13 protein-coding genes are annotated in these 12,324 nt (G+C 62.8%); 8 read left to right on the plus strand and 5 right to left on the minus strand.

The features are described 5' to 3' along the window. Positions 1-15 precede the first annotated feature (15 nt). Positions 16-696, minus strand: a complete 681-nt coding sequence (locus tag BJ981_RS12590) for a hypothetical protein (RefSeq protein WP_184611028.1) — start codon at positions 694-696, stop codon at positions 16-18. A gap of 191 nt (positions 697-887) precedes the next feature. Further along, positions 888-1,352, minus strand: coding sequence for a hypothetical protein (locus tag BJ981_RS12595; RefSeq protein ID WP_184611030.1), 465 nt, complete (start codon positions 1,350-1,352; stop codon positions 888-890). A gap of 958 nt (positions 1,353-2,310) precedes the next feature. Here BJ981_RS12595 and BJ981_RS12600 point away from each other — a divergent pair. Further along, positions 2,311-2,961, plus strand: a complete 651-nt coding sequence (locus tag BJ981_RS12600) for an SRPBCC family protein (protein ID WP_184611032.1) — start codon at positions 2,311-2,313, stop codon at positions 2,959-2,961. 313 nt (positions 2,962-3,274) lie between these two features. Here BJ981_RS12600 and BJ981_RS12605 read toward each other — a convergent pair whose 3' ends face one another. After that, positions 3,275-3,853: a UTRA domain-containing protein gene (locus BJ981_RS12605; protein WP_184611034.1), complete on the minus strand. Its 579-nt coding sequence runs from the start codon at positions 3,851-3,853 to the stop codon at positions 3,275-3,277. A 217-nt stretch (positions 3,854-4,070) separates the two neighbouring features. Between BJ981_RS12605 and BJ981_RS12610 the strand changes: the two genes are divergently transcribed. Both BJ981_RS12610 and BJ981_RS39630 read left to right on the plus strand, forming a co-directional pair. After that, positions 4,071-5,294: a PP2C family protein-serine/threonine phosphatase gene (locus BJ981_RS12610; protein ID WP_184611036.1), complete on the plus strand. Its 1,224-nt coding sequence runs from the start codon at positions 4,071-4,073 to the stop codon at positions 5,292-5,294. A 19-nt stretch (positions 5,295-5,313) separates the two neighbouring features. Further along, positions 5,314-5,469, plus strand: coding sequence for a tetratricopeptide repeat protein (locus BJ981_RS39630; protein WP_184611038.1), 156 nt, complete (start codon positions 5,314-5,316; stop codon positions 5,467-5,469). Positions 5,470-5,822: 353 nt separating this feature from the next. On the opposite strand, the gene BJ981_RS12620 is transcribed toward BJ981_RS39630, so the two are convergent. Further along, positions 5,823-6,098, minus strand: coding sequence for a hypothetical protein (locus tag BJ981_RS12620; RefSeq protein WP_184611040.1), 276 nt, complete (start codon positions 6,096-6,098; stop codon positions 5,823-5,825). 89 nt (positions 6,099-6,187) lie between these two features. Between BJ981_RS12620 and BJ981_RS38015 the strand changes: the two genes are divergently transcribed. The 5 genes from BJ981_RS38015 to BJ981_RS12645 all read left to right on the plus strand — a co-directional run bounded on the left by BJ981_RS38015 (position 6,188) and on the right by BJ981_RS12645 (position 11,322). Then, positions 6,188-7,288 carry a tyrosine-type recombinase/integrase gene (locus tag BJ981_RS38015; RefSeq protein WP_239139798.1) on the plus strand — a complete coding sequence of 367 codons (1,101 nt, stop codon included), beginning with the start codon at positions 6,188-6,190 and terminating at the stop codon, positions 7,286-7,288. 1,302 nt (positions 7,289-8,590) lie between these two features. Next, a complete protein-coding gene (locus tag BJ981_RS37480; RefSeq protein ID WP_204070768.1) occupies positions 8,591-8,824 on the plus strand; it encodes a tyrosine-type recombinase/integrase in 234 nt (77 codons plus the stop codon). Between the two features lie 462 nt (positions 8,825-9,286). Further along, on the plus strand, positions 9,287-9,505 hold the full coding sequence (locus tag BJ981_RS39120; RefSeq protein ID WP_184611045.1) for an HAD hydrolase-like protein: 219 nt from the start codon (positions 9,287-9,289) through the stop codon (positions 9,503-9,505). A gap of 106 nt (positions 9,506-9,611) precedes the next feature. Next, positions 9,612-10,358 (plus strand): Shedu anti-phage system protein SduA domain-containing protein, encoded by a 747-nt coding sequence (locus BJ981_RS12640; protein WP_184611047.1) that lies wholly within the window; start codon positions 9,612-9,614, stop codon positions 10,356-10,358. A gap of 439 nt (positions 10,359-10,797) precedes the next feature. Beyond that, positions 10,798-11,322 (plus strand): hypothetical protein, encoded by a 525-nt coding sequence (locus tag BJ981_RS12645; RefSeq protein ID WP_184611049.1) that lies wholly within the window; start codon positions 10,798-10,800, stop codon positions 11,320-11,322. A gap of 356 nt (positions 11,323-11,678) precedes the next feature. On the opposite strand, the gene BJ981_RS12650 is transcribed toward BJ981_RS12645, so the two are convergent. Further along, complete coding sequence (locus BJ981_RS12650; RefSeq protein ID WP_184611051.1) at positions 11,679-12,254, minus strand: hypothetical protein; 576 nt, start codon at positions 12,252-12,254, stop codon at positions 11,679-11,681. Positions 12,255-12,324 lie beyond the last annotated feature (70 nt).

Genomic DNA, 12,324 nt, shown 5'->3' on the forward strand with positions numbered 1-12,324 from the left:
TGTCCTTCGAACGAATCAGGCGGTCGCGGTGAGGGGGACGCCCGCCAGCAGGCGGTCGCGCAGGGCGTCGCCGCGAACGCCGATCTCGGCGAGGTCGTCCGGGCCAGGGGTGCCGTCGACCAGCAGCTCAGGCACGAGCAGGCTGCTGAGCGGGGCCTCGGGCGCCGGGTCGTCCAGACCGCCGATGGAGGCGGTGGACAGGTCGAGGTAGGCGGGGGCGAGGGTCCTGCCGTGGAGGGTGCCGGCGACCAGGTCAGGACAGAACTCGTTCCAGAAGATCGAGACGGTGACGCGCAGGTCTCCGTGGATCATCACCAGCTTGTCGGTCATGTCGCCGACGAAGGTCTCGGCCGTCACGTGGCCGCGCACGATCAGCTTCGCGTCACCGGCCAGGTAGATGTTCCTCGCCCGCAGGTCCCCGAGGACGATCAGCGCGGCGGCTCCGTCGTCCACATTGGTGATGTTCCCGTCGACGACCAGGTCGCCGTCCACGACGTACCCGGTCGCCGCCTCGGGCGTACCCTTCCGCCACGGCGTCCGCTCGTGCTCGTCGAGGGCGAGTTCACCGCTCACCGTGGCGGGCCCCGGCACCAGGACGTACTCCTCCTCGTACAGGTTCTCGTACGTCCCCTCCGGCAGCCCACGCCGCTCGAACAGGTCCACCGCACCGTCCCAAGCGAGGTAACTCGATCGCATGCGCGCGACCATAGCAGTGAAACCGGTGCGTACCAGCTCGAACCAACGCCGGATGTGGCGCACACACGCTCACGGACGGAGCGTCGTCGTCCTGATACCTGTGAACGAGTTCCGGCGAGATGTCCGGCGTACACCTGCGCTACGCGTGCGCGCCACCGTCACCGAGGTCGCGATGAGGTGAAGGAGTCCCCTTACCCGGTGGTGCGGGGAACGAGTTGGGAGATGCGCTGGTGGGACAAGCCCAGCGCACTGCCCGTGTCGCGAGTGCTCCACCCCTTGTCGATCAGAAGCCGAGCGGCACGCCGAACCGCCTCCCGCTCGGCTTGCTCGGCGTCGACGCGCCCAGCACGAGCTTGTGAGACGGCCGCCAGCGCGGCCGCGGCTTCGGGATCGGCGGGCAGAGCCTGGAGAGCGATGACACTGGGCTCAGTCGGAAGCAGCTCAAAAATGCAATCGACGACGTTCTGCTTGACCTCACTCCAACTCGCACCCTGAACTCGGACGAGGCGCCCGCCGGGAAGGTCCCGGACGGTGGCGGTCCACTGCTTTCCTGTACGAGCGAGGGTGGCGTGGTAGGTGGTGGCTTCACCCTCACCGAGGTTCTCCAAGGTGTCGGAGCCGACCTCGTCAAAGATCTTCTCGCGGCGTGAGTTCATAGGAGCACTGTAAGATCGTCGCCCTCTATTGTCTAGCCCGATAGACGGATCTCGGCTATCAAAGTAGCCAGGAGCGCTGCCAGGCCGAATGCGACCCGCAGTTTGGAGAGCGGAAGGTAAAGCACCGAAGCTTTCGTCCAGAGCCGCCGTACCCCCTGACCGAGCTGGCCGAGGGTGCTCACGGTCGGCTCACCCGCAGATGCAGGTGACCGAGGTGACCGCGTCAGGGCCGGTGTTGTTGGCGGTCAGGGTGAGTGGGATCAGGCACCAATATGCCCAGGTGAGATTGGACGCCGAGGTTGACGTCGATGCTCGCCGAGCCCCGTAGGCGTACTGGCCGACTGCGGTGACGGCGCTGGTGCCACCCGGGTCGGTGGGCCCGGCGCTCTGAGATGTTGAGGCCGGCGCCTGCAACCTCGTGCTAGCAACTGCAGCCCTGCGAGGGCTTCCCGATCATGAGATCCAGGAGTCTGCCCAATTCATTGATGGTGTGTCGCCAGGGACTCGAACCCTGAACTCACGGATCAGAAGAAATCGATTCGATCAAGGTCAGAGGCTCTGACCTGCGAGGACGGTGGCCGTGGACGTCCGCCGCGTTCCGCTACCGTTCGCCCTCCCTTGGCTGTACTCGTGGCTGTGCAACCGGGCTCGCTATGGGCCGTAGACCTCTGCCTTGTCAGCACGATCGATCGTTCTGCAGTACGGCTTCCATCTCGCTCAAGACCGAGGTCGCTGAGCGGGATCAACCGCGGCAGTTCGGGGACGTCGCCGTCAGCGCTGCCGTCGTACACCTGATCTCGCGCTCGAACTGCATGGATGTGGTTTCGGCAGACACACCCACGCCGGTTACGGCTTCTCGCTTCTCCTGTTGTTCCTCACCACGTTTCGTTATAAGCTCTAACTATTGCTAGTGATGCTAACTCGACCGGCCGGACCGGTCGATGAACAGAGGAGAAGGATGTTCGGTACTCGCTCGGCCACCTCACGAACCCCGCGCCGCCGGACCGGCGCGCGTGCCGCCCTGCTCGCGGTCCCGCTGGCTGTCGCCGGTGTCCTCGGCACCCCTGCCGCACCCGCCCAGGCCACCACCCCCGGCCACGGCACCAGCCCGGCCTCACTGACCTGCCAAGGCAAAGGCGTCGACCCGGCCGCCAAGGCCCGCTACCGGACCGAGATCTTCATCCAGGCGCCGCTCCGCACGATCTGGGACCTGCAGACCGACGTGGAAGGCTGGCCCTCCTGGCAGAAACCCGTCGCCCCCATGACCATGAAGCGCCTCGACTCGGGCCCACTGCGCAAGCACTCACAGTTCCAGGCGACCATTCACCTACCCCCCGACCCCCCGTCCCCGCCCCCCACGGTGATCATCACCTCAACTGTCCGGCAACTCCAGTACGGCAAGTGCATCCGCTGGACCGGACCTGCCGACGGCCCCGGATTCCACATCGACGGCATCCATGTCTGGAATTTCATCAAAGTCCCCGGCGGCACCCTCGTCCGCACCGAAGAAAGCCACACCGGCCCCCAAGCCAACCCCAATTCAGACATGGGCCTCGAAACCTGGCTCAACGACCTCAAAGCCACCGCCGAATCCGCCCCCCGCAACTGACCAGCCGACGTCGTCCACGCTGTGGACGTGCAAGTGCCGGACGCGGGTCTACTACCTGCTCGCCGGCGGCGGCCAGACGCACATCGCACGCGTCGACCGCGACGGCCAGGTGGTCAAGGTTCCAGGCGGTCAGGGTCTTGCGGACGGTGGCGCGGGTCCCGAGCGTGACGATCTTCGAGAAAAGGCGACCTACTACGATCCGCCGCCCTACGCCGGGGGAGATGCTTCGGACCTGGGCCGAGAACAAGACCATCTTCTACGCCATCTGGATGCCCAAGCAGTTCATCGAGAAGCAGGTGACGACGAGAAACCTTCACCCGCAATTGCCCAGCGGCGCATCCCAGGTCGACGTGCCGTACAGCACCGCGTACCGCGCAACCGATATGACGATGTCCGCCGTCTCAACCGGTTGGGCGTCGGCATAGTACGTGCGCTCGATGGTCAAGACGATGTCTCCGGGTGGCACATCCAGCAGCCGGGTTTCCGGTGTGCTGACGAGACGCGCGGACACCAACTCTGCCGCGTGCGTGACCGTGATCTCGATCTGCCGCATCCGATCGACGACGCCTTTGCCGGCGTGCGGCCCCTCCTCGGGCAGCATGATCGGCGTTTCACGGATCAGCGCCAGGGGCTCCCACGAGGTTGCCAGCTGTACAGGTTCGCTGTCCCCTCGAAACAGATACTTTGTCTCGATCACGTCTGGCTTGTCACCGTCGGGGCCTCCCAGACCCAGGCGGCGGCGTACGTCATCTGAAGCAGTAGCCGTGCGGCTGGTGTAGTCCCGGAATCCGATGCGGGCCTGCCTCGCCATTTCGATCGCGAAGGGACTGCCACCCTGAGCGTTGCGGTGCCAGCTACGCGCCAAGACCTGCCGTTGCGCCTGTTCTCGCACATAGGTTCCCGACCCTGTCCGAGCTATGCGAGTCCCTCGCTCACAAGCGTGCGCGGCACCCTACGAGCTACAGCGTTAGACCATGCCAACACGCCGAACGTCTGGAGTAATCGGACCGGGCGCTCGATACGCTCCTTTCGGTCTTCGTCGCTTTGCCATCCAGACCGCTCCGGGACCACCTATGTGATCCGGTGCGACCAGAGGGAAGGCTGGAGGTATGGGCGAGCGTCGATTGCATCTGGCGGAGGTGCTCCAAGAGGCTGAGGACGCCGCGCCGATGGAGTCGCTGGATGTGGTGGCGCGGAACCTGCGGGAGCGGTTCGGAGCCGAGCGGGTGTCCTTCCTGCACGTCGACTTCATCGAACACGAGCTGGTGCGGGTGAGTGAGACCCCCGAGTCCCAGAACGGAGACCATGCCGAGCGCGTCCTGCTCGACGGCAGCGACTACGAGAGGGTGCTGTGCACGCAGGACCCGTACCAGGTGCCGGACGGTGGAACGACGCAGCGGGTGATCGCGCCGGTCACCAACCGCGGCGACACGATCGGCGTCCTGGAGGTGACCCTGCCCCACTGCGACGCGGAAGTGCTGGACCAAGTGGCCGAGGCCGCGCACGCGCTGGCCTACATCATCGTCACCGATCGGCGCTTCACCGACCTCTACCAGTGGGGCCGGCGCACCACGCCGCTCAGCCTGGCCGCCGAGATCCAGCACCAGCTCCTGCCGGACGCCTCCTGCTGTGAGGCCAACACCTTCACCCTCGCCGCGGGCTTGGTGCCCGCCGACGCCATCGGCGGCGACACCTACGACTACACCCTCGACCGTGAGACCCTGCACGTCTCGATCACCGACGCCATGGGTCATGACGTCGACGCGGCGCTGCTGGCCACCCTCACGGTGAACGCCCTGCGCGGAGCCCGCCGCGCGGAGGCCGGCATCGCCGAGCAGGCACGCCGCACCAACCAGGCCCTGATCGACCACGCCCGCGGCGCTTTGACCACCGGGCAACTGCTGCGCATCCGCCTGGACGGGACCAAGGTCGAGCTGGTCAACGCCGGTCACCCGCACCCGCTGCGCCTGCGCGACGGCGCGGTGACGGAGGTGCCCCTCGACGCCGACCTCCCCTTCGGCGTGGACGATCTTGGCTCCTACCACGTCCAGCAGCTGGACCTGCGCCCCGGGGACCGGCTGATCCTGCTGACCGACGGCATGCAGGAGCGCGTGGCCGAAGCCGTCGACCTGCCCGCCCTCCTGCGTGAGACCCACGACCTGCACCCCAGACAGGTCGTCCAAGCGCTGACCGCTGCGGTGCTGCGGGCCTGCGACGGTCACATGCCCGACGACGCCACCGTCATATGCCTCGACTGGCACGGCCCCGCGCCCCACCACGGCACCGAGGGCTCTACCTCCCACAACGGCACAGCCGGTGACCATAGCCGCTGATCACCGCACTGATCCCGGCATGCTGGGCGCCGACCACCCCCACACCCTTGCCAGCCGCAACAACCTCGCTGGTGCCTACCGGTCGACGGGCGACCTAGCCCGCGCGATCCCCCTGCTCGAGCAGGCGCTTGCCGGCTGCGAGCATCGGCGGCCGACGTGTTCGCTTAAACGCTGAAGCCGACCCCGTGGGCGGCTGTTAACGGGAGTGTTAGCAAACACCCTCGCACGGTCACCGTTCCGGGGTGTTTTGGCTGGTGGGCCGCCACGGACTCGAACCCTGAACCTACGGATCAAAGCTCGGACGATCATGGTTCTAGACAGTTCAATGCAGGTCAGCGGGCATACGTGGTCCACCTTGAACGACTTTGGATCCCCTGAATTGCAACCCGAACTGCAACCCGTGCCGGGTGGTGATCACTGGCGACCGCTTCCTTTATCAGGACCATTCGTCCCGTGATCCTGAGGCTGCGGCCTCAACCGGGAAACTTGAGCAGCGAGGAGGACGGAACCGCAGTACCGCGCTGGCCATCAGCTCTGGAGCCTTCGGCGCATCGACTCCAGCTCAGTGGCGACCTGGTCTACCTCGGTCGGGCGGTGGGCTGTCCAAAATGACCCGCCGAACCAACGATCAAAGACCGCAGCGACGGAATCCGCGGTGATCACTTCTTTCCCTCGTACCAACACGACGAGGTCCTTAACCTCGGAGTCGTACTCATCAAGAGGCGCACCGGCCTCCAGCAATCCCTCAGGATCACGCAGATTGATTATTTGACGAACTGACTCAAACAACGGATCATCGTCCATTCACCCATGATCGCATGCATGTTACGAGAACATCCGCCAGTACCTAGCTCCCGACCTCACCGGTTTGAGGCTGTCTGCCCAAGCGAACCATGAGGACGGTCGGTGGAGCGACGGCGCGTCTCTGGTCAGCGGGTGTGGCTTGGTGCGGCGGGTGCTTGGTGCAGCGGGCGGCGGGCCGTGCGGCGGCGCGGAGAACCGTCGCCTTGACGCTTACACGTCTGGCTCGGAAAGCAGAATCTCGCCGAGAACAGGGCGTTGCAGATTCCCCGCATTCTGTCCAGGGCCTGAAGATCGCCGTACGCCGTGAGGTGATCGCTCGGAACGTCTGCACGCTCATCGACGCCCCGACCGGTGAGGAAGTCGAGATCGAGCCCCTGACGGCCGCTGAGGCGCGTGCCGTACTGGAGAGCGCCAAAGACCGGCGAAACGGTACGCGGTGGTCTGTGGCCCTCGCTCTAGGACTTCGGCAGTGTGAGGCACTCGGGCTGCGATGGAAGTACATCGATCTGGACAGGGGCGTTATCCAGGTCTTCTGGCAGATCAAGCGGCAGCGTTTCCGTCATGGGTGCGACGATCCCCATGCGTGCGGTGAACGGCTGCACCAGTACCCATGTCCGAAAGACTGCGCAAAGGCCAAGCGGACGTCTGGCCGGCGGCATGTGTGTCTTCGGCGGTGCCCTCCGAGGTGCCGGGAACACGGGGGCAAGTGCCCAAGATTCTGTCCTCCCGATTGCGCCGGTCACGCTCCGTCCTGCCCTGATCGGATCGGGGGCTGGGCGTTCGTGAAGCCAAAGGGCAAGGGAAGACGGACGGTGTTGATTCCACCGCCGCTTATCCCGCTGCTGAAGCTGCATCAGGCGGCACAGCGTTCCGAGGAGAAAGCCGCGGGCAAGAAGTGGCGCGGTATGGATCTCGTCTGGATGCGGGTGGATGGCTCCCCGATCGATCCCGGGGACGACTGGGACGAGTGGAAAGACCTTCTCCGGGCCGCCCAGGTCAGCAAGGATGCCCGCGTACACGATGCCCGCCACACGGCGGCCACGTTGCTCCTGGAGCAAGGCGTGGATATCAGCGTCGTGCAAGAGATCCTCGGCCATTCACAGCTCACCACGACCAAGCGGTACACCCACGTCACGTCGAAGCTGGCAAGCGATGCGGCGGCGCGGATGGGTCCGGGCGCTGTGGGATGACTGAGGCCGGCGACTGCAACCCGCTTCTAACAACTGCAACCCGAACTGCAACCCTGGGCAGGCACTTCCGGATCATGGGATCTGAGCGTCTGCCCAGTTCATTGGTGGTGGGCCGCCAGGGACTCGAACCCTGAACCTACGGATTAAAAGAAGACGATTCGATCAAGCTAGGGAGCTCCGACCTGCGGGCGTGGTGTCCGTGGACGTTCGCGGACTTCCGCCGTCGGCCGCCCTCTTGGCTGTAGCTGTACAGCCAAGGCATTGCACAATCGGCAGGCTATGGGCAGCGAGCGAAGCCACATGACCAGGGGATAAGAACCCCCACCCGGGATGTCAACCCACCTGTATCCCGCTTCCACGCGGGCTCCCCCGCTTCGATTCATCTTGTCGGACGGATCTTCATCCCAGAGGCATTCGGGTCGGTCTCCGTGATGCTGGTTGCCCTCTCGATCGGTCCATGGCACCTCTCCCGGGACGAGGGCGGTCAGACCGTTGTCCGTCTGGAAGGAACCGCTGACACCTGGCCCGTTCAGCATGGCGTGTCCCTCTGCCAGCGTGAGGCGGACGCTACCAAGTCGTAGGTGGATCGCTACGAGGCTGCCTATAACTAGAGCAAAACCTATTAGAGCGAGACCTATTCCCCTGGAGAGCGTGACCTGGCCTGTCAGCAGGCGGCGCGTTCGTTGATTGAGGGGCATGGGCGAACAGTAGGCGAAAAAGGTGGGCTCTGCCGACATATCCGCACTACTTCATCTGCCCGATCGTCCCGTCTGTCATCCATAACCCCCGGCACGGCCGCTTACCGCAACCTGGCCATCCGATAGGCCGGGGCTGAGGAACGAAGTCCCGGACCCTCGATCGCCCTCAACCCCGTATAGTGACCAGCCACAGCGCGATCGCAACCTGTAGTGGTGTGACGGCTCACCCATACCTCGGCCACCTACGACCCTTCAATCAAAGCCACCAAGGTGCACACTTGGCTCATGCGCCAGCGGAGGCTTCTCTTTTCATCTCAGCGGCCACAAGTGCGATGGCGGCGGCGTTTATGCCCCTGTCGCTGCCAGTGGGGCTCGCTCTTTGGGTGCTCACTCTGGCGGTCGCTATGGGCCTGGCTTTCTGGACGCTGCACCACGTGAATGCGGAACGTGATCGATGCGAGCAGGTACAAGGGAATGCATCCGAGGAGGCTCGGAGCGCCTGGGCGGCGGCGGGCCGTTGGTTGGCGAGGCACCGAGGTACGGCGGGGGGCGCCTACGGGGATGCCCCGCGCGGTGCCCGCGCCGTGACCGACCCCCAGGCCGCATGCGCGCGCGGGGCGTACGGCGGCGCGGCGCGCCGCCGCTTGACTGGCTGCGGCTGCACGACCTTCGCCACGCCTGCGCGTCGTTCCTGATCGCCTGTGGGGCCTCGCCGAGGACGGTGATAAAGACCCTGGGGCACAGTCAGATCGGGCTCACTATGAACACGTACGCGCATGTGCTGCCCGAGGTGGAGCGGGCGGCCGTCGATGCGGTGGCCAAGAAGTTGTTCGCATGAGGACACGAGAACGAGGGTCGGTCTCCCTGAGCAGGAGTCCGGCCCTCTTGGCTGTAGTGGATGGCTGTAGTGGCGGGAAAATCAAGATCCACGACAGGTGTTTTGGCTGGTGGGCCGCCAGGGACTCGAACCCTGAACCTACGGATTAAAAGTCGGCCGAAGATCGTCCATGGACGTCCACTGCTGCGGCCGCGCCCAGCCCAGAGGGCGTACAAAATTGATCATTTTCCATGCTCATCTGTCGGTGTCCACGGACGTTGTTAGCACCTCCGTTAGCAAGATCCCGACCGCGAGTGACAGCCGCAATCCGCTCTCCCGATGGCAAGTCGGCCCCGGAGCGCAGGCCTGCCAGGGCCCAGCACCGGGGCGGTGCGGCAGCCGATCGCCCGAACCACCTACGAGGAGACCCGAAGTCGGCGATCGTCCCACCTCAGCCCCAAGGCCGCCAAGTAGCGTGGCACTGTGCAGCAATGCGCCGAAGGGGTCCGCAAGCCAGATGTCAGCCTGTTCGAGACCGCCGCGCATCGGTGCGGGGCATCGTTGAGAAACGGCGGCTGGATGGTGGGCGATAATCCCATCAAGGACATCATCGGCGGTCGCACAGCCGGCCTAAGCACGATGTGGGTCAACCACGGAGCTCAACCCGATCCTTCCACATCAGCAGGATCGTGTCGTAACTGACGTGATGGACGCACTGGCACACCTACACAGATTTCCGCCACTCACCATCACTGATAGGTAACGCTTTCACATCAGTAGTGAACTTGCTGATCCCGAAGGGCGCCTAGTGGTCATTCTGGACGGTGCGCAGCCGCTCGCAACCGCAGTCGATGCCGAGCACAACCAGACCGAAAGGTTGCCAATGGACGTAAATACACAATACCAGCAATATGTTCATCACTACGATCACACATTAACTCGCACCGGGTTTGTTCGTTTATGTGATTATCGGCATCGCATTACCGCTGGGGATCTGGTGGCCCTTAGATCCGAAATCGAATCGGCGAGTAACGAGGCCCCAATGCAAGCATTTCTCAAAGAACGGCCCCACCTGCTCGTGAATACAGACGTAGCATACGGCTGCCGTTGGTTCAAAGCATCCCCGCGCCTCGGAGCGAATTACGTACCAGACTTCGCAATCGCGCGGATGGATAGCGGTGGATTAGCGTGGACGCTAATTGAACTCCAGAGTCCGAAATCCACCCTCTTCGTCGACACTGCGAAGCCGGGTCAAGCTAAGCCTGACGAACAGCTCAGAGAAGGCATCGATCAGATCAGCCGGTGGCGAGGATGGATCGAACGGCGAGGCTCAAACGGCACCTCCCTTGAAGGATATCCCCGTCTCGCACCGAATTTCCGAGGCGTGATTATCATCGGCAGAAGCGAGAAGAAATTCCACGATTTAAACGGTGACGATCGAATTAGGGAGCTTGAAGCGCACAATCGCGTGGAAATCCAATCCTATGACCGTATCTTTCGTGCAGCATGGGAGGTGATTCACGACTGCGGCGTTGATCATACGATTACGCATTAGTACATTTAGCCAACCTATACATGTCGTTCCTGCCCGCAAGACGCTGACGGAGCTGCCCAAGGTGCCAGCCGAAGGAACTCCATTCCCGGTCCAAAAGTAGACGGTCGCTTGACTTCCTGAACTATCGTCGCAAACAGGTTGTGAGCGAGGAATGGTTCTCCAAGCCCTACGGAGGGTGCGAGAGCGTTAGTTCGACCACACCTGATCTACGGCTCCGCTGTCAGTATCAAAGCCCTTGGCCTGATCCGCTCGGGGCTTTTGGGCTTTCAGGTATGGTAGTTAGGGCAGAGCCGAACTACCGCCTTCCGCTTTTCAGGCGGGCCGACCGCCCTAGCGCCGATGACCCCAGTGGAGGTCAGGGGTGGCTGTCCATATGCATCACTACGTAGGATTTCTCGTAATCACGCCCGAGGCACTCGACATCCGGCATAATGTACGCATGGCATCTGATACAACTCCCAACTCTCCGAATCTCAGCGATCGTCAGGAAGAAACTGATGCGGCCCTCGGATATATGGTCCGAAACGCTGCAATGGTGGAGTTCTTTCTTGATCAGACCATTCGACGCCTGATCCAAAACCCGTACACACCTCTTGTAACTGCCAGCCTCTCTGCATCTGGCAGTTTGGATGTAATCAAGCGCATCGTTGAAGCAGGACCTTTTAGCGACGAGGCAGCGCAGGAGATGGCGGCGATAATAGGTCGATGCCGTGCAGCCTTTCCTCAAAGGAACCAGCATGTTCATGGGCTTCGCGTCATAGGAGATGAGCGGGATGCCACCTGGACCAAGAATCGCAGGACCGGCAGCCTAAATCAGACGTTTTTCGAAGTCGACGAATTGCGAGATCTTGGTCGAGAATTCTCTCAGATAGCCAGTTTGATCCTCGGCTGGTCCGGCTATTATCTGGAGGGAAAGTCAAGGCCTGGTCGTCGCGAAACACAGAACCGAGAGTCTGAGAATTAGGACACGCCTTTAGGTGACCACGGCCAAGCGATCGGGAAGCAGTAGATCGGCTTCCGTATGAGGCGGACAGGCGAATTGGTGGGATTAGGCGGGACGGGACGCATGCCAAGAGCACAGGATGCTGCGTTGTCCACGCGCGCCATGCACTCATCGCTTCCCAGCACACTTGAACAGCACGATCATCCGGTGGCAAGGACCGACGAAGTCGGTCCGCGGCAGTCGATCGCCCCAGCCTCTATGGCGAGAACCAAAGCCAGCGATCGTCACGGCCTCAACCCGATCACTAGATGAGTGAAACGGAGAGCTGCGGTCGAGCGCTGGCGCTGCTGTTCGGCCGTGCATCCAGCTTATTTTCCTTAATCTGATGAGTCACCGGAACCAAGGACATCGAGCAGCTCGCCAAAGTGACCAAAGACCCAGTTATCGATCATCGTTGGGTACGCTTCGATGAAGAAGCTTGGCAGAGGCCCTTTTGGCTCTTCGATACCGTGACACCACTGCGAAATGATGTTATCTCCATGCGCCAGATCTGTTACGGCAGCACGCAGACGAAGCATGTGATCCAGGATTTGATTGCTTCTCGCAGCCCACATCGCCCCAATCGCTACGCCTTCGTGAGCGATGAAATTCCGAGCCTTCCGCGCCTTGTCTAGAACATCGATATCCTCGGAGTTGAACCCTCCTAACGCGTGCTGGGTAAGCTCCTTCAACGTAGGCCCCAGCATCTTTTCGCCAGGAAGCGATGAAATTGCCTCTTGTAGGCTCAGGACCGGATCGTCTTGCACGACCGCAATGAGATTCGAGATTCTTAGCACAAATTGGCATTTCGACTCGAATGCGTTAGCCAGGTAGAGCGCTCGTCCAGCCGACAAGAACGTCGCATCAAGCAATTCTGGCTCACGAGGCTTAAGGCGGCTCAGTGACCAGCTCATGGCATGCAAGCTTAGCGATGTTTCTGCCGATTGGTGCGCCTTTTCTTCTGGCCCGTCCCATCTGATGACT

Source organism: Sphaerisporangium krabiense (assembly GCF_014200435.1).
Taxonomy (GTDB): domain Bacteria; phylum Actinomycetota; class Actinomycetes; order Streptosporangiales; family Streptosporangiaceae; genus Sphaerisporangium; species Sphaerisporangium krabiense.

Bases quoted from the DNA above. Each gene is read 5' to 3' on its own strand.
- BJ981_RS38015 (WP_239139798.1), top strand. From the start codon at position 6,188: ATGAGGACGGTCGGTGGAGCGACGGCGCGTCTCTGGTCAGCGGGTGTG.
- BJ981_RS37480 (WP_204070768.1), top strand. From the start codon at position 8,591: ATGCGCGCGCGGGGCGTACGGCGGCGCGGCGCGCCGCCGCTTGACTGG.
- BJ981_RS12600 (WP_184611032.1), top strand. From the start codon at position 2,311: ATGTTCGGTACTCGCTCGGCCACCTCACGAACCCCGCGCCGCCGGACC.
- BJ981_RS39630 (WP_184611038.1), top strand. From the start codon at position 5,314: ATGCTGGGCGCCGACCACCCCCACACCCTTGCCAGCCGCAACAACCTC.
- BJ981_RS12620 (WP_184611040.1), bottom strand. From the start codon at position 6,098: ATGGACGATGATCCGTTGTTTGAGTCAGTTCGTCAAATAATCAATCTG.
- BJ981_RS12650 (WP_184611051.1), bottom strand. From the start codon at position 12,254: ATGAGCTGGTCACTGAGCCGCCTTAAGCCTCGTGAGCCAGAATTGCTT.
- BJ981_RS12610 (WP_184611036.1), top strand. From the start codon at position 4,071: ATGGGCGAGCGTCGATTGCATCTGGCGGAGGTGCTCCAAGAGGCTGAG.
- BJ981_RS12595 (WP_184611030.1), bottom strand. From the start codon at position 1,352: ATGAACTCACGCCGCGAGAAGATCTTTGACGAGGTCGGCTCCGACACC.
- BJ981_RS12645 (WP_184611049.1), top strand. From the start codon at position 10,798: ATGGCATCTGATACAACTCCCAACTCTCCGAATCTCAGCGATCGTCAG.
- BJ981_RS12590 (WP_184611028.1), bottom strand. From the start codon at position 696: ATGCGATCGAGTTACCTCGCTTGGGACGGTGCGGTGGACCTGTTCGAG.